Genomic DNA, 26,547 nt, shown 5'->3' with positions numbered 1-26,547 from the left:
GCGGCCATGCCTGAGTTCGACTATGTCGTCATCGACGGCGCCGGGCGGGAGAAGCGCGGGCTGATCCGCGCGGAAACCGCCACCGATGCGCGCAGCGCGCTGGCGGCGAAGAAGCTGTTCGTGGTGCGCATCGGCGAGGGGCGGGGTTCGTCGGGCACCAAGGCCGAAGGCAAGGTCCGGCCGGCGCGCAGCCTGCTGAGCTTCGAGCGCAATCGGCTCTCAAACAAGGATCTCACCTTGTTCACGCGTCAGCTCTCCACGCTGGCGCAGGTCTCGCCGCTGGAAGAAGCGCTGCGCACGATCACCCGGCAGAGCGAGAAGCCCCATGTGCGCGAGATCGTCTCGCGGGTCCATCAGGGCGTGGTCGAGGGACGCACGCTGGGAGAGGCGATGGGCATGGACCCGCGCAGCTTCCCCGGCCTCTATCGCGCGATGATCGCGGCGGGGGAGCGCTCCGGCAGTCTTCCGATGCTTACCGAGCGGCTGGCGGTCTTGCTGGAACGGCAGGCCGTGATGCGCTCCAAGCTGTTGACGGCGCTGGCTTATCCCACCGTTCTCGCGGCGTTCGCGGTGATCGTCATCATCTCGCTGATGATCTTCGTCGTCCCGCTGGTGGTGGAACAGTTCGATACGCTGGGCCAGCAACTGCCGCTGCTCACCCGCATCGTGATGGGCATCTCGAACATGCTGGCAAGCTGGTGGTGGGCGATCCTCATCCTGTTGGTCGCGCTCGGTCTGATCGGCTGGCGGGCGCTCAAGAATGAGGATGTGCGCCTGCGTGCCGACGCGATGCTGCTTGGCGTGCCGTTCGTCGGCCGGCTGCTGCGCGATCTGCACGCCGCGCGCATGGCCCGCACGCTGGCAACGATGGTGCAGAGCCGCCTGCCGGTGATGGAAGGCCTCTCGCTCACCGTGCCGACCATCCACAACCGCGTGTTGCGGGCTGCGACGAGCGAGATCGTGGAGTCGGTGCGCGGCGGCGGCAGTCTTTCCGCTGCGATGCGTCGCGCCGATGTGTTCCCGCCGCTGCTCGTCTATCTCGCGGCCAGCGGCGAAAGCGCCGGCCAGCTCGACCTGATGCTGGAGCGCGCCGCCGAATATCTGGAGCGCGAGTTCGACAGCTTCACCGCTGCGGCGCTCTCCATGCTGGAGCCGCTGATCATCATCCTGATGGGTGGTATCGTGGCGATCATCATCCTCTCGATTCTGCTGCCCATCATGCAATTGCAGAATCTCACCGGTGCCGGAGTCTGACTCATGAAGTTCGCGCGTTTTCTTGCCTCCTCCCTTCGCCGCAAGGCACGGCGGTCGCGATCCTTCGGGCCTGCCCTGCGGGGGCCGCAGCGGCCGAGCGAGCAGGGCTTCACGCTCATTGAGCTGCTGGTGGTGATCGTCATCATCGGCCTGCTCGGCACCATCGTGGCGATCAACGTATTCGGTGCGCTCGGCACCAGCAACGTCGCCAAGGCGAAAGCGGATATTTCCGTCATTGAATCCGCCCTGGAGCAATATCGGCTGGATAATCTCACTTATCCCAGCACCAGCGATGGCCTGAACGCGCTGACCGCGCCGCCGCCGGGCCTTGCCCAGCCGGAGCGCTATCGCGTCGGCGGATATGTCAAGAAGCTGCCGAACGACCCGTGGGGCAAGCCTTATCAATATGCCGCGCCCGGCCGCCATGGCGCCTTCGACGTCTATTCGCTGGGCGCTGATGGCCAGACAGGAGGCGAGGGCGAGAATGCCGACATCTATTCGAGCGATCTTTAAGGGCAGCGCACCGGCGCCGGTCCGTCAGGGATATTGAGGCATGAGGCGGGGCACGCCCGGTCATCGGCAGGGCTTGCCCATGCCGCGCCGCGCGTGCGCATCCGCCGGCTTCACCTTGCTGGAAATGCTGGTCGCCCTCGCTATCTTCAGCCTCGCCGCTCTGGCGCTGGTGCGTCTGCAGGGCGTCTCGGCGCGGACCTCGGTCGATCTCAACAGCCGGACCATGGCGCAGATCGTCGCGCGCAACCTCATGATCGAACGAATGACCGATCCGCAGCCGCCAGCGCTGGGCGCCAGCAACGGCGTGGCCGAGAATGGCGGCCGCAAATGGCCGTGGATCCAGCGGGTCGCCAAGGGCGAAGACGGGCGCTTGCTCATTGTGACGGTGCGCGTGGATGCCGGGCCGGGCCAGTCGCCCGCCGTGCTCACCTTCGGGCGACCGGCGCAATGATGCGGCGGCGGGCACCAGCATCTCCTGTGAGGCGCAGCACGGCCGGCTTCACGCTGGTTGAGCTGATGGTCGTCATCGCGATTATCGGGCTGATCTCGGGCGCGGTTGTCCTCACCATGGCCGATCCGCGCGGGCGGGTTTCGGGCGATGTGGACCGCTTTGCCGGGCGTGTGCGCGCCGCGCGGGACAGTGCCGTCATCGCCGGACGCCCGGTCGCCCTGTGGGTCTCCACCACCGCTTATGGTTTCGAGCGGCGGGCGCAGGGGCAGTGGGAGCCGATCACGGAAGGACCGCTGGCCGCGCATGACTGGTCCGGCGAGACCCGCGCCGCGCTCGGCCAGCAGACGCGCCTGCGGGTGATGTTCGACAGCGTCGGGCAGGCCGATCAGCCGCTTGATTTTGCGCTGGAGCGTGACGGGCAGAAACTGCCGGTGCGCATGACGCTGGATGGCAAGGTGACCAGCGGTGACTGACGCGCGCGCTATTGGCCATGCCCATGCGGGCGAGGATGGCTTTACCCTCATCGAGCTGCTGGTGGCGGTGATGATCTTCGCCATGCTCGCGACGGCCGGTGTCGTGCTGTTGCGCACCAGCGTGGACGGACAGGCTGCAATCAGCCGCAATCTCGATGCGCTGGCCGATGTGCAGCGTGGCGTGTCCCTGCTGGATGCCGATCTCTCGCAGGCTGTGACGCGGATCAGCCGGACGGAGGCCGGAACGTTCGCGCCGGCTTTTTTCGGCCGCGCCGCGCAGAGCGAGGAGCCGCTGATCCAGTTCGTGCGCGCGGGCTGGAGCAATCCTGCCACATTGCGCCGACCGACCTTGCAGAAGATCGAATATTGGTGGCGGGACGGGCGGCTGGAACGCATCGGCTACCCGGCGCTCGATGGCGCGCAGCCGCCGGCCCCATCCGTGCTGTTCGAGAATGTGACCGCGCTCAGCCTGCGTTACCGGGCCCGCAACGGCGCCTGGCAGGACCGCTGGGCGCCCGCCCGGCCGACCGAACTGCCGACCGTCGTCGAAATAACCGTGGAGCGCCGGGGCGCCGCGCCGGTGACGCTGCGTTTCCCGGTCGGCACGGCCATGTATCAGCCGCCGGCTGAAGGGGCGGAGGCTGCCAGTGCGCCCTGACCCCCTTCATGCCAGCGCGGCAATACCCGCGCGTGAGCGGGGCGCTGCGCTGCTCACGGTGCTGCTGCTCGTGGCCATTCTTTCGGTCGTGACGGCGGTCGCGCTGGATCGGCTCACATTGGCGAGCCGGATGACCCGCAACATCGTCTCGGCCGATCAGGGCCGCGCCTATCTGCTGACCGGCGAGCAGATGGTGGCCAATCTGGTGAGCGACCTTGTGGCGGTGAATGCGGATCGCACGACCCTGCAGGGCGGCTGGCTGGGCCGCGACCAGACCATCTCCGTGCCCGGCGGCGCGGTGACCGTGCAACTGGTCGATCGCGGCAACTGCTTCAATCTCAACAGCCTGGTCGTGGGGCCGGAACCGGCAGGTGGGGTAGAGGGGGATACCTCCACCATGCAACTCGCTGCCCGGCCGGTCGGCATCGCTCAGTTCGCGGCACTGATGCGTTTGCTCGGCGTGGATCAGAATGCCGCCACGCAAATCGCGATTTCCGCCGCCGACTGGATCGACAGCGATTCAGAGCCGGGCAATGGCGGCGCGGAGGACAATTATTATGCGGGGTTCGATCCGCCCTATCGCGCGGCCAACACATTGATGGCCGATCCGAGCGAGCTGCTGATGGTCAATGCCATGACGCCGCAGGTCTATCAGCGCATCCGCCCGTGGGTCTGCGCCTTGCCGACGACGCGGCTCTCGCCGATCAACATCAATACGCTGCTGCCGGGGCAGGCCGTGCTGCTGGCCATGCTCGCGCCGGACGGTCTCGGGCTCGAACAGGCGCGGCAGGTGCTGGCGCAGCGCCCTGCGGATGGGTATGGCAGCGTGAACGCCTTCTGGTCTCTCCCGCAGCTTGTCAGGCTTGCGTTGCCCGAGGATGTGAAGAACCAGACCGTGGCCAAGACGCGCTGGTTCGAAGCGACGTTGCGGGCGGATCTCGGGGGAGACCAGGTGAGTGAGATTGTGCTGATCGATGCGGAGACGCAGCCGGCCCGGCTGATGCGCCGCCAATGGGGTGACGAGAGTTGAAGCACGATTATGTCATTGTTCTGCCGCGCGAGAGCGACACGCCCCCGGTCTGGTATCGGGTGGCGGACGAGCAGATCGTGCGGCGCGGACGCGGCACCGAATGGTTTCCGCCCGAACAGGCGAACGAGACCGAGCCCGCCGTCGGCCACGCCATGCTGGTGCTCCCGCCGCATGTGACGACGCTCCACTTCATCGCCTGCCCCGGCATGACGCCAAAGCAAGGCGCCGCCGCCGCGCGGCTGATGGCGCTGGAGGCGAGCATTGGCGATGGCGACCAGCTTCACGCTGCCGTTGCCGCCAATGACGATCCCGATGCGCCGCATGTGGTCGCCGTCACCAGCCGCAGCGCCATGACGCATTGGGTGGACTGGGCAGCAGAGCATGGCATCGCGCAGGCAAGTCTCGTCCCTTCCGCATTGCTGCTGCCGGCGCCCGAGGACGGCTTCGTCCATGCGCCCATTGGCGGCGCGGATGTGGTGCGCGGGCGTGACAGCGCGTTCGATGGCAGCGAGCCGCATGCGCCGCTCATCATCGGCGAGGCCTCGCTAACTCGTTTGCCGCCCGACAATGTCGATGAGGCGCTGCTGCTGGCGCTCGCCACGCCACCGCTCGACCTGCGGCAGGGCGCCTTTGCTCGCCGCGCGCCGGCCTTGTTCGGCAAGGATCGCTGGCGGCGCATGGCTATCATGCTCGGGCTCATTCTGCTGGCCAGCCTCATCGTCTCGCTCATCACCATCGTTCGGCTGAATGCGGAGGCCTCCCGACTGGACGCGCAGACTGTGGCCATCGCGCAAAGTGTCGATCCTGCGGTGTCCGATGCGGCCGGTGCAGAGGCGCGCGTGACCGCCTTGCTCGGCGCGCGGGGCGGGCGCGGCGGGTTCACCGGCACGGTCGCCGGGCTGATGAGCGCCATGCAGGTCAATGCCAATGTCACGCTCACCAGTATCAATCAGGGCAGCGATGGCGCGCTGCGGGTGCAACTGTCCGCCAATCAGGCCGAGGAGATCAATGAGGTGCTGATCGCCATTCAGGAGGCCGGCTGGCGGATCAGCGCCAACGCCGTTCAGCAGCGCGGCGCGCGGATCGTCGCCGATATCACGGTGGTGCGCTGATGCAGGGGCTGCGGACCTGGTGGGCCAATCACAGCCTGGCCGAGCGTCGCTTCATGGCGGGGCTGGGCATCGTGGCGTTGCTGATCTTTCTGTGGCTGGGCGTCTGGCGTCCGGTCAATGATGGCCTGGCAGCCGGCTGGGAGCGACAAGGCGCCGCGCTGGATCGCTATGCGTCGGTGCGGGCCATGGTCGCGGAATTGCGCCAGAAGCCGCAAAAGCGTGCCCAGGGCGATCGCCTCGCGGTCGATCAACGCATCGGCCAGACAGCAGCGGAAGCGGGCTTCACGCTGGATCGCGCCGACCAGCAGGGAAAGGGCCGCATGTCCGTGAACATCGCCTCGGCGCGCGTCGGGCCGTTGTTGCAATGGATCGCGCGGCTGGAGGCAGACGGGGTTGCGGTCCAGACGATCAGCATCGTCCCCGGCGCGGCAGAAGGCACCGTCTCCGTACAGGCCGTGTTCCAGGAGACGCGGCCATGATGGCGATGGTCCAGACGACGCGGGCGCGCATCATGCTCGGCGTGATCTTCCTGATCGCGCTGCTGGTAACATGGCCGCTCTATGCGGCCTTCGCGCTGTTCGGCCTCAAGGACATGGGCGTCGCCGCCCGATCCCTGCGCGGACCCATCTGGTGGGGTGGCGCCGAGGAGCTGCAAATCCGTGGGGTTCAGCTGGGCACGGTTGATGTGTTCCTGAGCCCGATCCAGCTGTTCGTGGGCCGCGTGCGCATCGACATCGTGCGGCGGCTGGGTGACCGCGATGATATCAGCGGGGCCTTCACGCTGGGGCTCAACCGGCGCGGTGTGGACGATGTGACCGGATCGGTCGCGCTCGGCGCACCGCTGGCGCCGCTGCCGGTGAGCCGGGTCGAGTTCGAGGATATGACCGTCCACTTCTCCGGCGGCATGTGCACCAAGGCGGAAGGGCGGGTGCGCGCGCGCGTGCCGGCGATCATGAGCGGGCTGGGTCTCGCCAATGGCCTTGCTGGCGCGGTGCGCTGCGCGGGCGATGCGGTTGAGTTGCCGCTGGTCAGCCAGTCCGGTCGGGAGCAACTGTTCGTGCGGATCAAGCAGGACGGCAGCTATGAGGCGACGATGCGCATGCGCACCACCGATCCGCTGATCGGTGCGGCGCTGGGCGCCAACGGCTTTCAGGCAGTCAATGGCGAGCAGGTGCTGCGAACCGTCGGCCGGTTCTGACCAAGCGATGCTGGGGGCCGATCTGTTGCGCGTGGCGCTGGGCTGTGGCCTTGGCCTGATCGCCGGCAGTTTTCTCGGTGCCATCGTGACCCGCTGGCCGCGGGGCGGGTCGGTGATCCGCGGGCGCTCGGCCTGCGATGCCTGCGGGCGGACGCTGGGCGCGATCGACCTCATTCCACTGCTCAGCGCCTTGCGGACGCGGGGCCGGTGCCGGACCTGCGGGGCCCGGATCGATCCGGCGCATATGATCATGGAGGTGGGCTCGGCGCTCATCGGCGGCCTGAGCGCTTGGGCTTTACCGCTGCCCGCTGCCGCGCTGGTCGCGGTGGCGTTGTGGATCTTGCTGGCGCTGGCGGTGCTGGATGCGCGCCATTTCTGGTTGCCGGATGCCTTGACGCTCCCGCTTGCGGTGCTGGGTCTCACCCTGGGCGAATGGCTGGTGCCCGCGCCTTTTGCGGATCGCATGATCGGCGCGGCCATCGGCTATATCGGCCTGTTCCTGCTGGCCATGAGCTACCGGCGCCTGCGCGGACGCGATGGGCTGGGCTTGGGGGATGCCAAGCTGCTCGGCGCGATCGGCGCGTGGCTCGGCTGGCAGCTGCTGCCGGTCGTGCTGCTGCTGGCCAGCGTGGGAGGGCTGATCTGGGCTGTCATCCTGCGTCTGAAGGGGCACGCGCTCTCCGGGAACATGCGCTTGCCGTTTGGCACTTTCCTCTGCCTCGCCGCACCGCTAGCGGCTCTACTTGCGTGGACCATCGCCCCGTGACGGTGATGCGTTAGGGTCAAACTTCACCGTTCATGCTGAGTAGGGTCTGAGGTGCGCCGCAGGCGCGTATCGAAGAGCCGTATCGAAGCATCGCAGCGCACGGGCTTGTCCTTCGATACGCCGCTTCGACAGGCTCAGCAGCTACTCAGGACGAACGGAGGGGAGGTCCGCAATGGCGTCGTGTCCGGAAAGGCAGCTTTTGAAAAATAGAGCGCAACATCCGCCTTCCGCCGAATCCCGGAATTTGTCCAAGCCTCTTGAGACCCCGCAGGGAACCAACCACCGCGCCGCGGGGTTCATTCCCGGAGGTATCTCATGGCAGCGCGTGCATATTGGCGTGGGCAGATCAAGCTGGCGCTCGTTTCGATCCCCGTGGAGGTCTTTTCCGCCACGCGCTCGGGCGCCAAGATCGCCTTTCATCAGGTCCATGAACCGAGCGGCAAGCGCATCCGCTATGAGAAGGTCGCACCCGGCGTCGGGCCGGTTGATCGCGACGAGATCATGAAGGGCTTCGAGGTTTCCAAGGGGCAGTATGTGCTGCTCGATGATGAGGAAATCGAGGCCGTGAAGATCGAGAGCCGCAAGACGCTGGACCTTGTCCAGTTCGTGGACGCGAGCGAGATCGACGTGCTTTATTATGACAAGCCTTATTATGTCGTGCCGGCGGATGATCTGGCCGAGGAAGCCTATGTGGTGCTGCGCGATGCCCTGCGGCAGGCGAAGAAGGTCGGCCTGGGCCAGCTTTCCGTGCGCGGGCGCGAGCAGCTGGTTTCCATCAAGCCGTGCGGGCGCGGGCTGGTGATGGAGGTGCTGCGCTATGCCGATGAGGTGGTGAAGGCGCAGGGCTTCTTCCGCGATATCGGCGACACCAAGCCGGAGGCCGATCTGCTCGATCTCGCGACCGCGCTGATCGACAAGAAAAGCGCGCCGTTCCACCCGGCCGAATTTCAGGATCGCTACATCGAGGCGCTCGAGGGGCTGATCGAGAAAAAGCGCAAGGCCAAGGGCGGCAAGCGCATCCTCGAGGATGCCGAGGAAGCGAGCCGGCCCGGCGGCAGCAATGTCATCGATCTGATGGCTGCGCTCAAGAAGTCGGTTGGCGATGGCGGGGCTGCCAAGAAGGGCGGCACAACCAAGAGCGCGCCCACCAAGAGCCGGGCAACCGCCAGCAAGAGCGCCAAGGCTCCGGCCTCGAAGGCGGCGGGAAGCCGGGCAACCGCATCACGGTCGAGCCGCCGCAAGAGCGCCTGACATGGATCTCAACCCCGGAACGCCGCTGCATTGGGTCGATGGGGAGGTGATGCTGCGGCTGGGTATCGCGGCCCTGCTGGGATTGGCGCTGGGGCTGGACCGAGAATTGCGCGGACACGCTGCCGGGCTCCGCACTCATGGGCTCATCTGCTTCAGCGCGGCGGTGATGACGGTGAGCTCGATCTCGCTTTATCGTCAGCTTGCGACCGGCCAGTCGGGCATGGACCCGCTGCGTATCTTTGAGGCGACGGGGACGTTCGTCGGCATCATTGCGGCAGGCCTCATCGTCTTCAGCAAGGGCGAGGTCCATAATCTCACCACTGCGGCGCACATCTGGCTGGCGACCGTGGTGGGCATTGCGTGCGGTGCGGCGCAGTGGCCGCTGGTTTTGGTGGCGAGCATCGTGTCGGTGGTGATGCTGACCTTTCTGCGGCTGGTGGAGCGGCGCTGGATCGAGCCTCGCCTCGCAGACAGGCCCTCCGACAAGGAAGAGGAGAAGAGCTGATGCCCCGCAAGAGCCCCCTTGCCGATTATGATGCCAAGCGCGATTTCACGCGGACGCCCGAGCCGGCAGGCAAGCACGAGCGCAGCCCCGGCGGCAATTTGTTTATCGTGCAAAAGCATGACGCGACCCGTCTGCACTGGGACTTCCGGCTGGAAGTGGACGGCGTGCTCAAGAGCTGGGCGGTGACCAAGGGGCCAAGCGTGGACCCGGACGACAAGCGCCTCGCCGTGCGCACGGAGGATCACCCGCTCTCCTACGCGACGTTCGAGGGGATCATCCCCAAGGGTGAATATGGCGGCGGCACGGTGATGCTGTGGGACAAGGGTAGCTGGGCACCGGTGGAAGGCAAGAGCGCCAAGGACATCGAAAAGGGCCACCTCCATTTCCGGCTGGAAGGCGAGCGGATGAAGGGCGAATGGCTGCTGGTGCGGATGAAGCCGCGCCCCGGCGAAAAGCGCGAGAACTGGCTGCTGCGCAAGATCGACGACGCATTCGCCGGCACCGGCGACGTTCTGGTGGAGCAATCACTGACATCCGTGCTCACCGACCGCACCATGGCGGAGATCGCGGCGGATACGGCGGGCGCGCAGTCGCTGGCCGGCAAGAAAGGCAAGGCCTTCACCCAGGCGATGGAGGCCGCCGCCGCGCATAATGACAAGGCTGCCAAGAAGGCGGCGGCGCCAGCACGCCGTACGTCGAAAGCTCAGTCGAAAGCCAAGCGGCCGGATTTCCAGTCCGTGCAGCTGGCGACCCTGGTTGATGCGGTGCCAACGGGCAATGAGTGGATGCACGAGATCAAGTTCGACGGCTATCGTGCACTCGCAGCCGTCAACGGCGCGGATGTTCGGCTCTTTACGCGCAGCGGCCTCGACTGGACGGACAAGTTTCAGCCCATTGCCGACGCCTTGGCCGCGCTGGATCTGCCGCCCGCGCTGATTGACGGCGAGATCGTGGCGCTGGGTAAGGGCGGCAATCCCGATTTCTCGACCTTGCAGGCCGCGCTCAAGGGTGAGGGCAAGGCTGCGCTGAGCTTCTTCGCCTTCGATCTGCTGAGCCTCGATGGCGCGGACCTGCGCGGCAGTTCGAACATCGAGCGCAAGGAGCGGCTGGAATCGCTGCTCCACGCGGCACAGGCGCCGCTTCATGTCGCCGATCATGTCATAGGCGCGGGCGAGAAGCTGTTTACGGCCATGTGTAAAGCGGGTGGTGAGGGGATCATCTCCAAGCGCATCGATGCGCCCTATCGCGGCGCGCGGACCCGCAACTGGCTCAAGGTCAAATGTACGCTGCGGCAGGAGTTCGTGCTGATCGGCTGGAGCCGCAGCAGCGCCAAGGGGCGTCCGTTTGCCTCACTTCTGCTAGGCCAGCGAGAGGGGGAGGAGCTGGTCTACAAAGGCAAGGTCGGCACCGGCTTCGATGCGGCGACGATGGACGATCTCGCGGCTCGCTTCGCCACCCGCGCGCGCAAGACCCCGGCGGCCGAGGTGCCTCGGGCCGAGGCACGCGGCGCGCAGTGGATCAAGCCGGATCTGGTTGCCGAGGTGGCCTTTGCGGAATTTACCGGCGACGGCCGGGTTCGGCATGGCAGCTTCCTGGGGCTGCGCAGCGACAAGGATGCGACCGCCGTGACGCCCGAAAAGAAAGCCCCCGCACCCAAGGCGAAAAGCGAAGTGCCGATCTCCAACCGGGAGCGTGTGATTTTCCCCGAGAGCGGGCAGACCAAGGGCGATCTGGCCGATTATTATGCGGCGATCGCGCCGCTCATGCTGCCTTTCGTGTCGGACCGGCCGATCAGCCTTGTGCGCTGCCCGCAGGGCCGGGCGAAGCAGTGCTTCTTCCAGAAGCATGATAGCGGTTCGTTCGGCGCCCATGTGCATCATGTGCCCATTCGCGAGAAGGATGGCCGCACAGAGGATTATCTCTACGTGCAGGACAGCGAGGGCCTGCTCGCCTGCGTGCAGATGGGGACCATCGAATTTCACGGCTGGGCCGCGCGGGCCAGCGATGTCGAGCATCCTGACAAGATGATCTTCGATCTCGATCCCGATGAGGCGCTGGATTTCTCCGAGATCATCCGCGCGGCCCGGGATATCCGCCGGCGGTTGGAGGATATTGGGCTGGTCAGCTTCGCCATGCTGTCCGGCGGCAAGGGCGTGCATGTGATCGTGCCGCTCACGCCGGGGCATGATTGGGACACGCACAAGGATTTTTCGCATCGCTTCGCAGAGGCGATGAGCATGGCCGAGCCGGAGCGCTTCGTCGCCACGATGAGCAAGGCCAAGCGCAAGGGGCGCATCTTCATCGATTATCTGCGCAACCAGCGGGGCGGCACGGCGGTGGTGCCCTATTCCGCGCGCGCCCGTGCTGGCGCGCCGGTTGCGGTGCCGATCAGCTGGGAGGAGCTGGAGGATGCGAAGGATGCGCATCCGTTCAGCATCGCGGATGCGGAGGCCTTGATCGAGCGGTCACGGGACAAGTCGCTGCGGGGCTGGGGATTGATGGCGCAGAGCTTGCCGGAATTGTGAGCCTTTGCCTGCCCGCTCGTGTCGAGCGAAGTCGAGACACGTTAGGACAGCGCTGGCGTGTCTCGACTACGCTCGACACGAACGGGGGGAGGATTAGACCCCCTATTCGTGCCGAAGCGCGTCGATGGGGTTCAGGGCCGCCGCCCGCCGGGCGGGGAAGAAGCCGAACACCACCCCGATCAGCGCGGAGATGCAGAAGGCAAAGACGTTGATCTGCGCGTCGAACGTCCACGGCACCTGCATCAAGGGCGTCGCCACGGCGATGGCGATCTGGGCCAACAGCAGGCCGATCGCGCCGCCGAGGCAGGAGAGCACCACCGCCTCCACAAGGAACTGCAGCAGCACCTCGCGCTGCACCGCGCCGATGGCGAGGCGGATGCCGATTTCGCGGGTCCGTTCCGTCACGGAGACGAGCATGATGTTCATGATGCCGATGCCGCCGACCACAAGGCTGATGCCCGCCACCGCCGCGACGATGCGGGTGAGCAGCGTCGTGGTGCCGGTCAGCGTGTCGGAAATCTGGCGGGTGTCGAAAATGTTGAAGTCATCTTCCTTGCCGCCGGTGATCTTGCGCCGGTCCCGCAGCAGATCGGTGAGGGAGGCTTGCACCTGCTGGGTCGAATAGGCTTGATCGACGCCCACCATCAGCAGCCGGATATCCGTCGTCCCGGTAAAGCGCCGCTGCACGGTCTTGATCGGCATGATGACGACATCGTCCTGATCGCCGCCGAAGCCGGCCTGTCCGCGCGTGCTCAGCGTGCCGACGATGTCGCAGCTGACGTCGCCGATGCGGAAGCGCTTGCCGATGGCATCGTCGCCCCGGAAGAGGTTGCGCTGCACGGTCGAGCCGATAATGCACACGGCCTTGCCGGCGGTTTCCTCCGCCGGGGTGAACATGCGCCCGGCACTCAGTGGCCAGGGCTGGACCTTGAAATAATCCATGGTCGTGCCGTTGATCGTCGTCGACCAATTGGCGCCCTCATAGATCGCCGTCGCGCTGGCCTGCGCCTGCGGGGCGACGGCCGTGACGCCCGCGACCTGCTGCTGGATGGCCGTCACGTCCGATGGCTCGAACTCTGGCGGACGCGGCCCGCCGCCACCCCGGCCGAAGCCCTGGCCGGGCCGCACCTGCAGGATGTTGGTGCCGAGCGCCGCGATCTGCTGTTGCACGGCGGCTGTCGTTGCCTTGCCCAGCGTCACCATGGTCACGACCGCCGCAACGCCGATGATGATGCCCAGCGTCGTCAGGAAGGAGCGCAGCTTGTGCCGCAGGATCGAGCGCAGCGCGAGGAGGAAGGTGGTGCCCAGCATCAGTGCATTGCCCTTTTGCCGGCGCCCTGCTCGATGCGGTCGACCAGCCCGTCCTTGAAATGCACGATGGTGCGGGCGAACTCGGCCATGTCTGGCTCGTGCGTCACCATGAGCACGGTGATGCCCGCATCGCGATTGAGGCCGCTCAGCAGTTCCATGATCTCCACCGAGCGCTCGCTGTCGAGATTGCCGGTGGGTTCGTCGGCGAGCAGCACATCGGGATTGGTGACGATGGCGCGCGCGATGGCGACACGCTGTTGCTGGCCGCCTGAGAGTTCGGCGGGCGTATGGTCCCACCATTTATCCAGCCCGACCTTCTCGAGCGCGCTCATTGCCGCCTCCCGTCGCGCATCCTTGGCATCGCCGCGGTAGAGCAGGGGGAGCTCGACATTTTCGAGCGCGGTCGTGCGGGCCAGCAGGTTGAAGCCCTGGAAGACGAAGCCGAGATATTTGCGGCGCAGCAGTGCCCGCTGATCCCGGTCCAGCGTCTCGACATGCACGCCCTTGAACATGAAGGCGCCCGAGGTCGGCACATCGAGGCAGCCGAGGATGTTCATCGCCGTCGACTTGCCGGAGCCGGACGGGCCCATGACCGCCACGAAATCGCCCTGCGCCACGTCGAGGTCGACGCCCTTGAGCGCCTGGAACGCGGTCGCGCCCTCGCCATAGACCTTGGTGATGCCGCGCAGGGAAATGAAGGCGTTATCGGCCACTGCTGGCGGCCCCGCTGAGCTGGCTGGTGATCACGTTCATGCCGGGCTTGAGGTCGCCGGAGAGCACTTCGGTATGGAAGCCGTCGGTGTCGCCGGTGGTGATCTGCACCGCTTTCGGCTTGCCGTCCTCACCCAGCACATAGACCTGCTGCTGCGCGCCGCGACCCACGGTGACGCTGCGGTCATTGCCGCCGCCTCTGCGGCGCGGCCCCATGGAGAGCGCGCCGGTGATGCCGGACTGGCCGCCGCCAGCCTGGCTGCCACCCTGCGCCTGCGGGGAGAAGCGCAGCGCCGCGTTGGGCACCAGCAGCACATTCTTCTTGTCGGACGTGACAATGTCCGCCGTCGCGGTCATGCCGGGGCGCAGGTCGAGCTTCTCGTTATCGACGCTGAGGTCGGCGGCATAGGAGACGACCTGACCCGTGGTGCCGCTCGCGGACGTGCTCGACGTCGAGGATGCGCTGGCCGCGCTGGCCGAGAGATTGGAGCCGATGTCGACCCGGGTGATGACGGCCGGGAAGGTCCGCTCAGGGAAGGCATCCACGATGAACGTCGCCTTCTGGCCCTCCTTGACCGTGCCGACATCGGCTTCGTCAATGGCCACCTCCAGCTTCATCTTGGAGAGATCCTCGGCGATCACGAACAGGGTCGGCGTGTTGAACGAGGCCGCGACCGTCTGACCGGGGTCGACCTGACGGGCGAGCACGACGCCCGCCACGGGCGAGCGGATGATCGCCCGGGCGCGCTGCGTCTGGTTCTGGGAAAGCGCGGCCTGGCTGGCGACGACATTGGCCTCGGCCACCCGCAGCGCAGCCTGTGCGCGCTGCACATTGGCGCGTCCGGTCTGCAGCTCGGTCTTAGAGGGGACACGTCCGCCGGAAAGTCGGGCGACCTCCTCCAGCCGGGCAAGCTGCGCCTGCGATTCGGAGAGTGTGGCCTTGGCCTGCGCCACCTGCGCCTGATTGGCGGCAAGCTGGGCGCGGCCCTGGCGAATCTGGTCCTCGATCTGCTCGGGGTCGATCTCGGCCAGCGGCTGGCCCTGCGTCACACGGTCGTTCACGTCCACCAGCACGCGCACCACCAGCCCGGAGAGCTGCGAGCCGACCGTCACCTGATTGGTCGGCGCCAGCTTGCCGGTCGCCGAGACAGTGGTGACGAGGTGGCTGCGCTGCACCGGCGCGGTCACATAGCCGGGCGCCTCTGCGCTGCCGAAGAAGCGCCAGGCGAGCAGGATGAGCAGCAGCGCGCCAGCGACGATGGCGACCCATTTGAAATGGCGGCGCCAGGCCGGCTGCGGCTTCACGCCGAGGAAATCATCGAGTTGCTGATCTGCCATGCTTGTGCTTCCGGTCATTGAGGCGCGGTCGGCGTGACGGTGGAATCCCACCCGCCACCCAGTGCGGTGTAAAGAGCGATCAGGGCGGTTGCCTTGTCGGCGCGGGCCTGCACCAGGCCGTTGCGGGCCGAGATGAGCGATGCTTCCTGCGTGTTGAGCGTGGTGAAGTCCGTGAGGCCGGTGCGATACTGGTCGCGTGCGAGCAGAGCGGAAGTGTTGGCCGCATCGAAGGCGATGGCGAACTGTCGTTCCCGCTCACCGGCGGTGCGCAGCGCAACCAGCGCGTTCTCGACATCTTCCAGCGCGGTCAGCACGGTCGACCGATAGCTGGCGAAGGCGCCTTGCGCGCCGGCCTGCGCGGAGCGGATCTGCGCGCTGGTGCGGCCGCCATCGAAGATGAGCTGGCTGAGGCTCGCGAACAGGCTGCCGGTGATCGTATCGAGCACGCTGCCGATGCTGGTGGCGCCCGCGCTCAGGCTACCGCCGATGCTGAGCGCCGGGAAAAGCTGCGCGCGCGAGACGCCGATCTGCGCGGTGGTGGCGGCGAGGTTGCGCTCGGCGGCACGCACGTCGGGGCGCTGGCGCAGCACGTCGGCGGGGATGCCGGCAGCGATCTCCTCCGGTCCATGGGGGATCGGCTTGGGCGCTGCCAGCATCTCCTTGAGCGCGCCGGGTGCCTGCCCGGTCAACACGCCGATGCGGGAGACGGCGGCATTATACTGCTGCTCAATCTGTGGCAGGCTGGCGGCGGTCTGTGCCCGGCTTGCCCGCGCCTGCTCGGCATCCAGCGAAGAAACCAGCCCGGCCTGAACGCGGAAGCCGGCGATCTCCAGATTATCGTCCTGAATCGCGAGACTCGACCGCGCATTCTCGATCTGCGCCTGATAGGCACGCGCCAGCACATAATTGCGTGCAACCTCGCTCTGCACCGAGAGCAGCACGGTCGCATAATCGAAGCCCGCGCCTTCATATTGCGCCCGGCTGGCCGCCACGGAACTGCGCACGCCGCCGAAGAGATCGAACTGGTAGCTGGCGTCCAGCCCCAGCGAAAAGCTGTCGGTGCCCCCATCGCCGACGGTCACGACCGATCCATCCGGCAGCGTCGTCGTCCTGTCGCCGCCCCGCAGCGGCTCGGTCCGGCGGTAACCGGCCGAGCCACTGGCCGAGGGGAGAAGGCTCGAGCGGCTGACCACCAGCGCCTCGCGCGCCTGCCGCAGCCGCGCCGTCGCCTGTGCGAGGTCGAGGTTGGATTGCGCGGCCTGCTCCACCAACTGGCCCAGCACCGGATCATCGAAGCTCTGCCACCAGCGGGTCAGGTCCGGCCGGTCCGGTGTCGCGGGCACGGACCACTGATCGGGCACCCCCAGAGCGGAGGCGCTTTTCGGCTCATAAGCGGGAGCCATGGTGCAGGATGGCAGCAGGACGATGCCCGATAGCAGCAGGAATGCGCGGTTCATGCCCGATGAATGGGTGAGCGCGCAATTTTCGTCCAGCCGCAAATTGTCACAAATTATACCGAACGGGTAGATTGCCGCTACGGAACGCTGCGCGAAGCGGCCTTATCCATTCCTTAAGATATTGATGGTTAAGGAAGTTGTTCGGTGAATGCGCGTCGATTATCATGGCTGCAACAGGGCCGGATTGTCGCAAGCGACGCACCAGGACGGAGCCCGATCTTCTTCGAGAGAACAGCATGATGAACGTGAGGCTTGGCGCTGCGGCGCTCGCATTGTCTTTGGTGTCGGTCCCCGCTTTGGCGACCTCGACCATTACCGACGGGATCAACAACCCAGCAGGCCAGTGGGCCGGCATCGATTATTGGGGCGTTCAGGTCTCCCAATTCTCGACCGTGGACCAGACATTCACGTTCAACCTGCCGACCTACAGCAAGGTGGATCTGTTTCTGAGCGGTTCGCCGAAATTCCAGTTCACGGACATTTTGCTCAACGGCACGAGCATCGCCAGCAATCTGACGCCGGGCTGGTCCAACGCGCTGATCGGTTCCGGCTTTGCCGATGCCGGGTCGGTAACCCTGCACTTCAAGGCGAACTACACCTGCCCCGATTGCTGGGGCGACTGGTTCGGCGGCTATGTGCAGGTAAGCGAGGCGGCCTATAATCCGCCTGTGACGCCGCCGGCCTCCAATCCCATTCCTGAGCCTGCGACCTGGGCGCTCATGCTCGGCGGCCTGGCACTGGTGGGTCTTATGATGCGCCGCCGCAAGGTGTCGGTCAGCTTCGGCTGACCGGCTTCGTCCGCAGCAAAGGAAGAGAGGGCCGGACTTCCGGCCCTTTTTCATGGGTCATGCTGGAGTAGGCGCGCGGCCCTCTCCGCCAGCGATGGTCAGCACCAGCTTTTCCAGCACGACATTGTCGTCGATGCGCCAGATGCTGATCCGGTGCCGCCCGGCCTCAACCGGGCCGAGATCGGCGGTCAGGCGTAGGCTGTTGTCGATGACCGCCTCGGCCCAGCGCCGCTTGGCGGGCGTGTCCTGCGCGCCGCCCGTCGGCTCCAGCACGGCTCGCAAGACCATGACCGGGCCGTCGTCCAGAGACACACCGAGCGCGACTCCGGCCTGTCCCATCGTATCCAGCGTGGGGACCAGATGGGCCGTGATCTGGCCAACCCCCGCATGCGGAACGTCCACCTCATAATCGAGCGCGACCCCGTCGGCCGGCGTGGTCGGCGGCTTGCCTTGCGGCAGAGCCACCACCGCACTGCCGCCCTGACCGAGATGGGCGATGGGGGTCCAGCGCAGGCCCTTGGCATGGCGCGCGCGGGCGAAGTCGCTCGCCGCAATGGTGATGATGCGGGCATCCGCGGCACGCGGCATGATAAAGACGGGCGCGCCCTTCGTCGTTCCGTCTCCGACCCGCGAGATGCTGGGCATGGTCTGCTGGGTCGGCTGCTGCCAGATGACATAGCCGATGTGCACCTGCGCCATCATGCCATCCCACTTGCCGCCATTGAGCGTATGATAGTGTGCGGTCAGATCGGCATCGCGCTGGTAGCTCGTTTCCACCATGTCCGCGAAATAGTTGGCGCGCGGGTCATTGTCCTGCGCCAGCCGCTTGTTCCACGCCGCGCCATAATAGAGCCGGTACAGATTGGCCATCGCGCTGATCGGATAGGCGAGGAGCTGATCATAAGCATCGTGCTGCTCGGGGCGCAGCCGCGCCCGCGTGGCGAGCATCCGGCGTTCGAGCGCATCCCACTCACCGACCAGAGCCCCGAACACGCCTCCGTCCAGCGCCTGCGAGGTGACGTCGCCCAGCGGGAAGCTGTCCTGATCGATCAGTTCGGGTTTTCGCCGCGCGGCATATTGGCTGTAGGCCGTCATCATCGCACCGATCGCCTCGGCCTGTTCGGGGCTGAACGTCGCCGCCGCCCAACGCGCCGGATAAGCCGCAAGCGCCTGCGGCGTCATCGTCTCAGGGTTCCAGGCCATCGCCAGGAAGAAGCTCAGCGGATATTCCATGGGCTTGATGTCACCGACATTGACGATCCACATCGCCCGGGCATCGCGCTGATAGGCGAGGTCCATCTGTTGCCAGACCTTCTCGATCTGGTTGGTGTTTAGCCACTTATAGTTGCGCGGCACGCCCACATAATCGAAGTGATAATAGACCCCATAGCCGCCGCTGCGGGGTTTCGCGGCCGGATCGGGCAGGCGGCGGATCTGGCCCCAATTGTCGTCGGCGAACAGCAGGATGACATCGTCGGGCACCTGCATGCCGTGGTCATAATAATCCTGCACTTCCTTGTAGAGCGCCCAGACCTGCGGGGTCTTGTCCGCGCTCTGCCCGGTCGCCTGCGCGATGATGCCGCGCTGGTCCGTCACGATCTGTTCGAGCAGCGGGATCGCGGTGCCTTCCGCCATGGCTTCGTCGCCATCGCCTCGCATTCCGATGGTGACGACAGACTCATAGCGCCCGCCATTCCCTTTCGACATCATGCGGGCGATCCCGCCGCGCCAGAATTCGCGCAGATTGTCGGCGTTGGTCGTGTAATCCCAGCGTCCGCCGGTCACGCCGCCTTCAGGATTGCGGTGCCACTCGTCCTGCGCCCGGAGCATCGGCTCGTGGTGGGAATTGCCCATCACCACGCCCATTTCATCGGCAAGGGTCATGTTCTGCGGGTCGTCGGCGGCGAAAGCGCGCGGTGCCCACATCGCCGGCCAAAGATAATTGCCCTTGAGGCGCAGCAGAAGCTCGAAGACATGGGCGTACATCGCGGTGTTGAAGCCGCCGAACGTCTTTTCCGCCCAACTGCTCAGGCAGGGCGCCTCGTCGTTGATGAAGAACCCACGATAGCGCACCTTGGGCTGATCCCGCACCGGCGTGGCGGAGATCGACACATCCCGCCGCCGTGCGACCGGCACATCGGCAAACCAATGCCATGGCGAGACGCCGAGCTGCTCGGAGACATCATAGGTGCCGAACACGGCGCCGCGCCGATCTGATCCCACGATCACCAGCGCGCGCTCGATCCCCTTGGCCGGATGATCCACGACGATTCGCCGAAAGGCTTCCCAAGCCCCCGCGAGATCGCCCACGTCGATCTTTCCGGCAGCGATCAGACCGTCGATCAATCGGCTTTGGCCCAGCACGCCGATGATGACAGGCACGCCGGAAGGCGTGCTCCCATAGCCTTTCGACACGCGCGCAGCCGTGCCGCACACCCGCCCAATATCTTCCGCGAATCGCGTGGCGACATGGCCCACCGCACTGTCGGCCTCGCTATCGATTATCACCCCAGCCGGTACGCCGCTGCGGATCAGCGGGAAGGGCGCTTGCGCCCCCAATCCCAGCGTCCGGGCGCGCGCGGCGAGTGGAGAGCCTAGCAAAGCGAGCGTCCCGGCAGCCGCGCCTCCCATCAGCCGTCGCCGCGTGACTCCGCTGGCCGCGTGCTCGCGCATGATCCGCTCCCTTCACTCTTCGCCTGTCTGCGGCGCCTCAGCGCATCATCACGCGTTTTACTCCGACAAATAAAGTGCAAATAGTTGAGCCCGCTGTCAAATGCATCGTTCCGTTTTAATACGGTTTTCGGTCGAGCAGAGGCATGCCGGTGGCAGTGCTTCTGCGGTCATCAATTGGGCATGACGCGCTAACGCTAGCGCGGTCGGAGCGTGCCATATCCCAGAATTTCTGCCATTCTGGCGGGGTTTGGACTTCCGCGCTCAACGCCGTTGGCGCAGGGAACTCTCCATCGCGGCGCCAAACGATCCATTTTTTGCCTCAAATCGAGTGCCCGCAGCGCCGCTCGGCGCGCGATTTTTCCCACGCGGATGGCAATTGCTCCGCCCAAAAAAGGGTGTAAACGCTCAAGGCAGCAGAAGGTTGCACCGGCCTGTAAATGCTTCGGGGCGTCGACGGGGGACTTTACGTGATCAAAGATGTGATTGTTGGTTGGCGTCGCCGTTCCATGAGCCCCGTCTCCTATGCCAACCCTGTGGGCGATGCGCTCCAGGCGTCCGGTTCGCTGAGGGATTCCGTCGTTCGATTGATGGACGGAATTGCCGGCTACAAGTGGGCCGGCGAGACCACGCCCGAGGTCTCCAACACTGCTGCAGACGCGCCTCTCAACCGAGCGAAACAGCAGCGCGTTTTTGCAGGACTGTCGCGCAGTTTTCATCCCGATGAGCGCTCGGATGCAATGCACCTGAGCGCCGACCTGAATGCTCTCGACGATCGCCGGACATCCATCCGCGCGCTTTGAGGCGAAATAGGGCGAGGTTTTGCATCCACCCTCACATCACGAGGAAATGGTGCCGGATGCAGGATTTGAACCCGCGACCTTCGGTTTACAAAACCGCTGCACTACCACTGTGCTAATCCGGCAAGGTCGCAACTCCCTATGATTTCACCGCGCGGGGGTCAATCCGCAATGCGGCTCGGACGCAAGGCCACGGCCCGGTCTGGATCTCCAGCGCCCAGGCGCGCGCCGCCTCCAGCCGGGCAGTATTGACCGCGCAGATCAGCGCGTCGGCGCGGTCAAGAAGGATGGGATCGCGACCGGATCGGTTAACAGGCTGGGCATCGCCGGGCGCGGGCAGGCCGGGGCGATCGGGAGCACAGGCAGCGGGCGCGGCTGGCAGGCGCACAACGCGATCACGATAGGCAAGGGTGAGAGCTTCGCTCTTCTGTTCGGCAGCATCGTTGAGCCTCCTGTTGTGGACGCGCAGCGCGGCGACCTGCGCGTCGAAATCCGCCTGCGCCTTGGCCTGGGCGGCGCGATAATCCAGACGAGCCTGTGCGAGTGCGGCGGCATGGCGTGCGCGCAGATGGTCAACCCGCATCCCCCATGCCAGCGCGAGAATAAGAGTTAGAGCGAGCGCGCCGGCGGCGGTGGGCCATCCTTGCAGCGTCACAGGTTGGTCAGGCAGAGCCGGCGCTCTGCCTCCCGCCGGTTGACCAGCCCCTGCACGCGCCGCCCATCGACCATCACCCAGAGCCGGAACGCGTCGCAGCCGCCCGGCCAATCGCCCGCATTGAACCGCCGCGCGACCGTCGAGCGCGCAAAGGCCGCCTCGCCAATATTGTAGGTGAGCGAGATGGCAGCCGCGAACTGATAGGGACGATCCTTGAGCGCTGGCACGGCGCGCAGCACCGCGGGCGCCCAGTCGGCGGCCAGCGTTCGGTCCAGCATCGCCGCGCATTCGGCGGGCGTGTAACGCCGCATCGGCACGCGGGTCTCGCCGGTGCAGACCGTCCAAATGCCCGCGATGTCGCGATAAGGGTCGGTCCGTGTCCCTTCCCATCGCGCGATGAACGGCGCCGCGATCATGATGGCGAGGCCGATGAAAGCGCTGCCGACCGCGCCGCCCAGCAGCGTATCCCGCGCGTTCATTTGCTCAAGCCCTTGAAGGCCGCGAACGCGGCGATCATCGAGGCGATGAAACCCGCCACCCATCGGCTCCAGCGCAGCCAAAGCTTCGCCGCGCGCCAGGCTTCGATCACTTCCATGGTCCGCTTGGTGTCCTGTTCGACCAGCGCAAGCCGTTCGGATGCGCGGCCGATTTCCTGCGCTTGCCGGTCGACCGTCTCGGCAAGGCTTTCCACCTTGCCGATCAGTTGATCCAGCTTCCGCGCGAGTTGGGGGCTGGTCATCGTGTCACCGCATCCTTTGCGTCGCCATCGCACCGGTAGAGCGCCACGATGTCCGGTTCATCGCCGGTGAACGGGCCGCTCGGGCAGGCGTAGCTCGTGCCGCTGTAGCGCTCGCTGTTGAACACCGCCCATTCATCCAGCGCGCCGCCGGTGAGCCCGTATTCGCCATTGTGGTTGCGGAGCGAATAGCCCGAGGCGGCCGGCACGATCGTCTCGCCGAACGCGGCATAGCTCTCGCGGGTACCGGGAAGGCCATCGGTGACGTTGGTCACATAGAGCGCCAGCCCTCCCGGCCCGGCCTGGCAGGCGACATGGTAGCGCTTGCCGGGCGCCAGCACGGTGGTGCCGGTGAGACCGCTCCAGACCCGCAGCTTGCCGGCGCCATCGATGGCGACGAAGCGGGAGCCGTTGCTTCCGAACCCGCCGAACAGGACCTGGATCGCCCCCGGGAGCGGGTCCGGGCAGGTGAAGAAGCCCTCCGCGGTAATCGGCGCGAAGACCGGGCTGTAACTGCCGCGCGCGGTGCCGCCCGTCATCTGCTGGCCGAACGCCGCGCCACCGGTGCTGGCGGCGTAGGTCGTGCTCGTCTCGGCCATGCTGAGCGGGCTGATCGGCGCGATGAAGCCGCTCGGCGGGGCATTAATCGCGCCACCCGGCGTCGGCGCCGCGATGGCGATGGGGAGAGTGCTGCCCTGCACGATGCGGCCGGTGGTGATGCCGTCTCCATCGGTCCGGTCATCGCGGATCGTGTCTGCCGCCGCATTGGCCGGGCCGCTCGGGAAGTAGACCCAGAGGTCGAGCTCATGTCCGGGGCCGGGATCGTTGGCGAGGGTCATCGCGACCGTCGTGGCGTTCACCGCGGTGACCGAGGCGACCGGGAAGCGGTTGTCGGTCGCGTTGTTGGCCATCGGGTTCACCCGGCCGCGCGGGAACACCCACAAGCGGTTGCCCGGCGTGCCGCTCAGCACCAGCGCGCCCTGGCCGACATTGCTCAGCGTAAGCGTGATCGTGGTGCCGGATCGGGTGGCGGAGAGGGGCGCGGGGCCAAGGCCCGCGCTGGCGCCATAAGAACTGCGCAGCGCGCGATAGAGATGCCGGGCCATGGTCAGCGATCCGGCCTGCGTCTGGTGGATGCCGTCGCCGCTCATCAGCGTATCGTCCATGTGGACATAGGTGCCGCCATTGGCCGCGCACCAGTCCTGGGCGCCCTTGCGGATGCGGCTGACCTGCCACGGCGTGCCCCAGCTCCGCACCAGCCCCATGGATGGGATGGTCCAGACGAGACGGGCGAAGGACGGCAGGCTGTTGAGCGCGGTCAGCTGGCTGAAGAGGGTGCTCAGGGCCTGACCATAAGCCTTGGGTGGGATGCCATAGAGGGCCTCGGTATGGCCCTGGCCCCAGACAAAGGCCTCGAAGGCATTGCCAGCCCGGTTCATCACCTCGGAGAGCGCCGTCCAGTTGCTCTGCCCGCTAAAGAAGCTGGCGATGGTGGTGCCGCCGACCGCATGGCCGACAACGCCACAGTTGACGCCGGTCAGCGCAATCATGCGGTTGAGATATTCACCGACGCCGACGGAATTGGGGCCGGTGCTATTGCTCATGTCGCCCGGCGTCTGCCAGGGCATGGTGGCGGAGGCGGGATTGTAGGTGTTGCCGTCCACATATCGCGCCAGCACCGCGCTGTTGGCATCCGGCGCGATCCCAAGCGAAGCGAAGGTCGCCGTCGAGTCGGTGGCCTGTCGCCCCAGCATCCGCACGGTGAGCGATTGACCCGCAAAGCCGGTCAACATGCCCATGCCGACCTTGACGGTGCCGAGCTGCCAGGCGCCATCCGCGCCCTTCAGATCGATGAAGAACCAGCCAAGCCGGGCGTCCACGCCGGTAACGTCGACATAGGTGGCGCCGTTTGCGATCGTGCCGGCGGTCCACGGCCCCTGCAGGATCGTCGTGCCATCATCGGCCGAGCGGATACGCACCCCGACCGTGCCGGCGGTGACGACGCCAGACAGCGGTACGCGGATCGTGCCGGTGCCCTTGCCCTGGCCACCGCCGTTGGTTGTGGTGCGCTGGTAAATCCGCTTCTCTTCGTAGCTTGGGAACTGCGCCAACGTGAAGCCAGCGCTGTAACTCGCGGCAACGAGCGCCGCAGCGACCGGCCCGACGGGGTCCGCATCGGCCGACCCACTGCCGCCCGCCCCGCTCGCCAGCTCGCGCGGGCCGATCATCGATCCCGTATCGGCTGCGGACAGCACGTAGCTGTTGGCGGTGGCGCCTGCGATCGGTACGCCATCGCGCAGCCATTGCCAGCCCGTCGCCGCGCCGTTCACGATGATGCCGCCCAGAGCGGTGAGCATATCGCCGACGCGCGGAGGGCTGGCGGCGCCGGTCATGGCGGGTCTGCTCATCCAACTGGGGGTGGGCGTCGGGGTTGGTGTAGGCGTCGGCGTCGGGGAGACGCCAAGGGGCCGATGACGGCGCGCAGACCCTGCAGCGCCGAAACCAAATCCGGGACCGACCATCAGGCAAGGCCCACAATGTCGGCTGCGGTCGTGCCGCTGGCTCGGATGTAGCGGGCGCGAATGTCAAGGATCTGCCCTGACGCGACATTCTTGAGCACCACGTCAGTGCCGGAGCCCGCTGCGCGCAGCGTGATGGTTCCGCCCGTTCCGACATAGATGGCCTTGGGCAGCGGGTCGATTTCATTGATGGCGTGGGGCGTGATGGCAAAGGCCTCGCGCGCCGGCTGGGTGAGGGAGTCGATCTGGGTTTCGAAGCGGTCGGCCATGTCCGTGCCCTTCCTGTGGCGAGTGATGCGGCCGAATCGCCGCAACCCCCTTAAGCCACCGGAGAGGTGCTGTAGGACAGATTGAATTTACCTATCTGGTAAAATCATGGTGCTGGGGTCTTGTCCTTGAACAGGCACACATCGTCGATGATGCAGCGCCAGCATTCGGGCTTACGGGCTTTGCAGACATAGCGGCCATGTAGGATCAGCCAGTGGTGGGCACCGCGCCGGAAGGGCTGGGGGACGCGCTTTTCCAAGCCGTTCTCGACGGCGAGTACGGTCTTCCCCGGCGCCAGTCCTGTCCGGTTGCCGACCCGGAAGATATGGGTATCGACCGCAAAGGTTTCCTCGCCAAATGCCGTGTTCATCACCACATTGGCGGTCTTGCGCCCCACGCCCGGCAGGGTGGTTAGCACGTCCCGATCGCGCGGCACTTCGCCGCCATAGGCCTCCACCAACGCCTGCGAGAGCGCGATGACGTTCTTGGCCTTGGTGTTGAACAGGCCGATGGTCTTGATGTGTTCCTTGAGCGCCCCCTCGCCGAGCGCCACCATGTCCGCCGGCGTTTTCACCGTTTCGAACAGCCGCCGCGTCGCCTTGTTGACGCCTGCATCGGTCGCCTGCGCCGAGAGGACGACGGCCACCAGCAACTGGAAGTCATTGCCATAATCCAGCTCGGTGCGCGGCTCGGGATTATGCTCCGCCAGCCGCGAGAACAGCGTGAAAATCTGGTCGCGGTTGAGAATGCGCTGGCGGCTCAAGACCTACAGCCCCAGCACATCCGCCATGGCATAGCGTCCCGGCGCCTTGCCGATCAGCCATTGCGCGGCCTTCACCGCACCACGAGCGAAGATGATGCGGCTCTCGGCCCGATGACCCAGCTCGATCCGCTCCTGATCGGCGGCCAGCACCACAAGATGATCGCCTGCGACCGATCCCCCGCGCAGCGCCGCAAAACCGATGTCACCGGCCTTGCGCGCGCCAGTGATCCCGTCGCGCCCCCGCGCGCTATGCTCGGCAAGGCTGATCCCGCGCCCGGCCGCCGCCGCTTCGCCGAGCAGCAGCGCCGTGCCGGAAGGGGCGTCCACCTTGTGGCGGTGATGCATCTCCAGAATTTCGATGTCCCAATCGTCGCCCAGTCGCGCGGCCGCTTCCTGAACGAGCGCAGCCAGCAGATTGACGCCGAGCGAGGTATTGCCCGTCTGCAGCACCGCGATCTGCGCCGACGCGCGGTCGATGGCGGCGTGATGGGCTGCTTTGAGGCCGGTCGTGCCGATCAGCATCGGCTTGCCCGCCGCGACGCAGGCATCAAGATGCGCCTGCAGCGCGCCGGGCACCGAGAAGTCGATCAGCACGTCGGCGCTGCCCGCAAGGCCCATCGCATCGCTGGTGATCTCCGCGCCCTCCGCGCCGATGGTCCCGCCCGGCTGACTGTCCGTCCCGCCAGCCACTGCAATTCCGGCATCCGCCGCAACCCCCGCGATCGCCTGACCCATGCGCCCCCGCGCGCCAAAGATGCCGATCGCCGTCATGATGCTTGCGTCCTTCGCCCCAAAT

At 66.3% G+C, this 26,547-nt stretch carries 26 protein-coding genes, 1 tRNA gene and 1 pseudogene; 15 read left to right on the top strand and 13 right to left on the bottom strand.

The features are described from left to right. The first annotated feature begins 6 nt into the window (after positions 1-6). The 13 genes from gspF (at position 7) to ligD (ending at position 11,736) form a co-directional block, all read left to right on the top strand. Positions 7-1,254 carry a type II secretion system inner membrane protein GspF gene (gspF, locus tag M2337_RS15040; RefSeq protein WP_264570910.1) on the top strand — a complete coding sequence of 416 codons (1,248 nt, stop codon included), beginning with the start codon at positions 7-9 and terminating at the stop codon, positions 1,252-1,254. Between the two features lie 3 nt (positions 1,255-1,257). Beyond that, positions 1,258-1,767 (top strand): type II secretion system major pseudopilin GspG, encoded by a 510-nt coding sequence (gene gspG / locus M2337_RS15035; protein ID WP_264570909.1) that lies wholly within the window; start codon positions 1,258-1,260, stop codon positions 1,765-1,767. Between the two features lie 40 nt (positions 1,768-1,807). After that, positions 1,808-2,218 (top strand): type II secretion system minor pseudopilin GspI, encoded by a 411-nt coding sequence (gspI, locus tag M2337_RS15030; RefSeq protein ID WP_413716205.1) that lies wholly within the window; start codon positions 1,808-1,810, stop codon positions 2,216-2,218. 26 nt (positions 2,219-2,244) lie between these two features. Beyond that, positions 2,245-2,691 carry a GspH/FimT family pseudopilin gene (locus tag M2337_RS15025; protein ID WP_264570908.1) on the top strand — a complete coding sequence of 149 codons (447 nt, stop codon included), beginning with the start codon at positions 2,245-2,247 and terminating at the stop codon, positions 2,689-2,691. After that, positions 2,684-3,349, top strand: coding sequence for a type II secretion system minor pseudopilin GspJ (gspJ, locus tag M2337_RS15020; protein WP_264570907.1), 666 nt, complete (start codon positions 2,684-2,686; stop codon positions 3,347-3,349). The genes M2337_RS15025 and gspJ overlap by 8 nt, the downstream gene beginning before the upstream one ends. Continuing rightward, positions 3,339-4,379, top strand: a complete 1,041-nt coding sequence (gene gspK / locus M2337_RS15015; RefSeq protein ID WP_264570906.1) for a type II secretion system minor pseudopilin GspK — start codon at positions 3,339-3,341, stop codon at positions 4,377-4,379. Before gspJ ends, gspK begins: the two co-directional genes overlap by 11 nt. Further along, positions 4,376-5,491: a type II secretion system protein GspL gene (gene gspL, locus M2337_RS15010; protein WP_264570905.1), complete on the top strand. Its 1,116-nt coding sequence runs from the start codon at positions 4,376-4,378 to the stop codon at positions 5,489-5,491. Before gspK ends, gspL begins: the two co-directional genes overlap by 4 nt. Beyond that, positions 5,491-5,970: a type II secretion system protein M gene (locus tag M2337_RS15005; protein ID WP_264570904.1), complete on the top strand. Its 480-nt coding sequence runs from the start codon at positions 5,491-5,493 to the stop codon at positions 5,968-5,970. Before gspL ends, M2337_RS15005 begins: the two co-directional genes overlap by 1 nt. After that, the gene (gene gspN, locus M2337_RS15000; protein WP_264570903.1) at positions 5,967-6,689 is read left to right on the top strand and encodes a type II secretion system protein N; all 723 of its coding nucleotides are present in this window, start codon (positions 5,967-5,969) and stop codon (positions 6,687-6,689) included. The genes M2337_RS15005 and gspN overlap by 4 nt, the downstream gene beginning before the upstream one ends. 7 nt (positions 6,690-6,696) lie before the next feature. Then, on the top strand, positions 6,697-7,455 hold the full coding sequence (locus tag M2337_RS14995; RefSeq protein ID WP_264570902.1) for a prepilin peptidase: 759 nt from the start codon (positions 6,697-6,699) through the stop codon (positions 7,453-7,455). A gap of 315 nt (positions 7,456-7,770) precedes the next feature. Continuing rightward, a complete protein-coding gene (locus M2337_RS14990; protein WP_264570901.1) occupies positions 7,771-8,706 on the top strand; it encodes a Ku protein in 936 nt (311 codons plus the stop codon). A 1-nt stretch (position 8,707) separates the two neighbouring features. Then, positions 8,708-9,211, top strand: a complete 504-nt coding sequence (locus M2337_RS14985; protein WP_264570900.1) for an MgtC/SapB family protein — start codon at positions 8,708-8,710, stop codon at positions 9,209-9,211. After that, the gene (gene ligD, locus M2337_RS14980; protein WP_264570899.1) at positions 9,211-11,736 is read left to right on the top strand and encodes a DNA ligase D; all 2,526 of its coding nucleotides are present in this window, start codon (positions 9,211-9,213) and stop codon (positions 11,734-11,736) included. Before M2337_RS14985 ends, ligD begins: the two co-directional genes overlap by 1 nt. Positions 11,737-11,838: 102 nt before the next feature. Here the strand turns inward: ligD and M2337_RS14975 are convergent, their stop codons facing one another. Genes M2337_RS14975 through M2337_RS14960 form a run of 4 tightly spaced genes read right to left on the bottom strand, consistent with a single transcriptional unit; the run spans position 11,839 to position 16,553 of the window. After that, the gene (locus tag M2337_RS14975) at positions 11,839-13,047 is read right to left on the bottom strand and encodes an ABC transporter permease (protein ID WP_181560226.1); all 1,209 of its coding nucleotides are present in this window, start codon (positions 13,045-13,047) and stop codon (positions 11,839-11,841) included. Further along, entirely contained in the window at positions 13,047-13,760 is a 714-nt protein-coding gene (locus M2337_RS14970) for an ABC transporter ATP-binding protein (protein WP_264570898.1), read from the bottom strand. The genes M2337_RS14975 and M2337_RS14970 overlap by 1 nt, the downstream gene beginning before the upstream one ends. Continuing rightward, positions 13,750-15,096: an efflux RND transporter periplasmic adaptor subunit gene (locus M2337_RS14965; protein WP_264570897.1), complete on the bottom strand. Its 1,347-nt coding sequence runs from the start codon at positions 15,094-15,096 to the stop codon at positions 13,750-13,752. Before M2337_RS14965 ends, M2337_RS14970 begins: the two co-directional genes overlap by 11 nt. 14 nt (positions 15,097-15,110) lie before the next feature. Then, positions 15,111-16,553: an efflux transporter outer membrane subunit gene (locus M2337_RS14960; RefSeq protein WP_264570896.1), complete on the bottom strand. Its 1,443-nt coding sequence runs from the start codon at positions 16,551-16,553 to the stop codon at positions 15,111-15,113. Between the two features lie 692 nt (positions 16,554-17,245). Here M2337_RS14960 and M2337_RS17320 point away from each other — a divergent pair. Then, a pseudogene (locus M2337_RS17320) lies at positions 17,246-17,341 on the top strand (PEPxxWA-CTERM sorting domain-containing protein); the annotation flags it as partial. Positions 17,342-17,398: 57 nt separating this feature from the next. Here the strand turns inward: M2337_RS17320 and M2337_RS14950 are convergent. After that, positions 17,399-20,014, bottom strand: a complete 2,616-nt coding sequence (locus tag M2337_RS14950) for a glycosyl hydrolase 115 family protein (RefSeq protein ID WP_264570894.1) — start codon at positions 20,012-20,014, stop codon at positions 17,399-17,401. A 467-nt stretch (positions 20,015-20,481) separates the two neighbouring features. Between M2337_RS14950 and M2337_RS14945 the strand changes: the two genes are divergently transcribed. Next, positions 20,482-20,814 (top strand): hypothetical protein, encoded by a 333-nt coding sequence (locus M2337_RS14945; protein WP_264570893.1) that lies wholly within the window; start codon positions 20,482-20,484, stop codon positions 20,812-20,814. Positions 20,815-20,861: 47 nt separating this feature from the next. On the opposite strand, the gene M2337_RS14940 is transcribed toward M2337_RS14945, so the two are convergent. From M2337_RS14940 to dapB, 8 genes are all read right to left on the bottom strand, one after another. Further along, a tRNA-Thr gene (locus tag M2337_RS14940) sits at positions 20,862-20,936 on the bottom strand. A gap of 14 nt (positions 20,937-20,950) precedes the next feature. Then, positions 20,951-21,394 (bottom strand): hypothetical protein, encoded by a 444-nt coding sequence (locus M2337_RS14935; protein WP_264570892.1) that lies wholly within the window; start codon positions 21,392-21,394, stop codon positions 20,951-20,953. A 68-nt stretch (positions 21,395-21,462) separates the two neighbouring features. Then, positions 21,463-21,945, bottom strand: coding sequence for a lysozyme (locus tag M2337_RS14930; protein WP_264570891.1), 483 nt, complete (start codon positions 21,943-21,945; stop codon positions 21,463-21,465). Continuing rightward, on the bottom strand, positions 21,942-22,205 hold the full coding sequence (locus M2337_RS14925; RefSeq protein ID WP_181560218.1) for a hypothetical protein: 264 nt from the start codon (positions 22,203-22,205) through the stop codon (positions 21,942-21,944). Before M2337_RS14925 ends, M2337_RS14930 begins: the two co-directional genes overlap by 4 nt. Then, positions 22,202-24,595, bottom strand: a complete 2,394-nt coding sequence (locus M2337_RS14920) for a sialate O-acetylesterase (RefSeq protein WP_264570890.1) — start codon at positions 24,593-24,595, stop codon at positions 22,202-22,204. The genes M2337_RS14925 and M2337_RS14920 overlap by 4 nt, the downstream gene beginning before the upstream one ends. Before the next feature lie 128 nt (positions 24,596-24,723). Beyond that, complete coding sequence (locus M2337_RS14915) at positions 24,724-24,990, bottom strand: spike base protein, RCAP_Rcc01079 family (RefSeq protein WP_264570889.1); 267 nt, start codon at positions 24,988-24,990, stop codon at positions 24,724-24,726. A gap of 104 nt (positions 24,991-25,094) precedes the next feature. After that, entirely contained in the window at positions 25,095-25,751 is a 657-nt protein-coding gene (nth, locus tag M2337_RS14910) for an endonuclease III (protein ID WP_264570888.1), read from the bottom strand. A 3-nt stretch (positions 25,752-25,754) separates the two neighbouring features. Next, positions 25,755-26,522: a 4-hydroxy-tetrahydrodipicolinate reductase gene (dapB, locus tag M2337_RS14905; RefSeq protein WP_264570887.1), complete on the bottom strand. Its 768-nt coding sequence runs from the start codon at positions 26,520-26,522 to the stop codon at positions 25,755-25,757. Positions 26,523-26,547: the final 25 nt, after the last annotated feature.

The organism is Sphingobium sp. B2D3A (assembly GCF_025961795.1).
In the GTDB taxonomy this organism is placed as follows: domain Bacteria; phylum Pseudomonadota; class Alphaproteobacteria; order Sphingomonadales; family Sphingomonadaceae; genus Sphingobium.
Note: the sequence above shows the minus strand (reverse complement) of the source record. Positions and strands in the feature narration are given on the sequence as shown.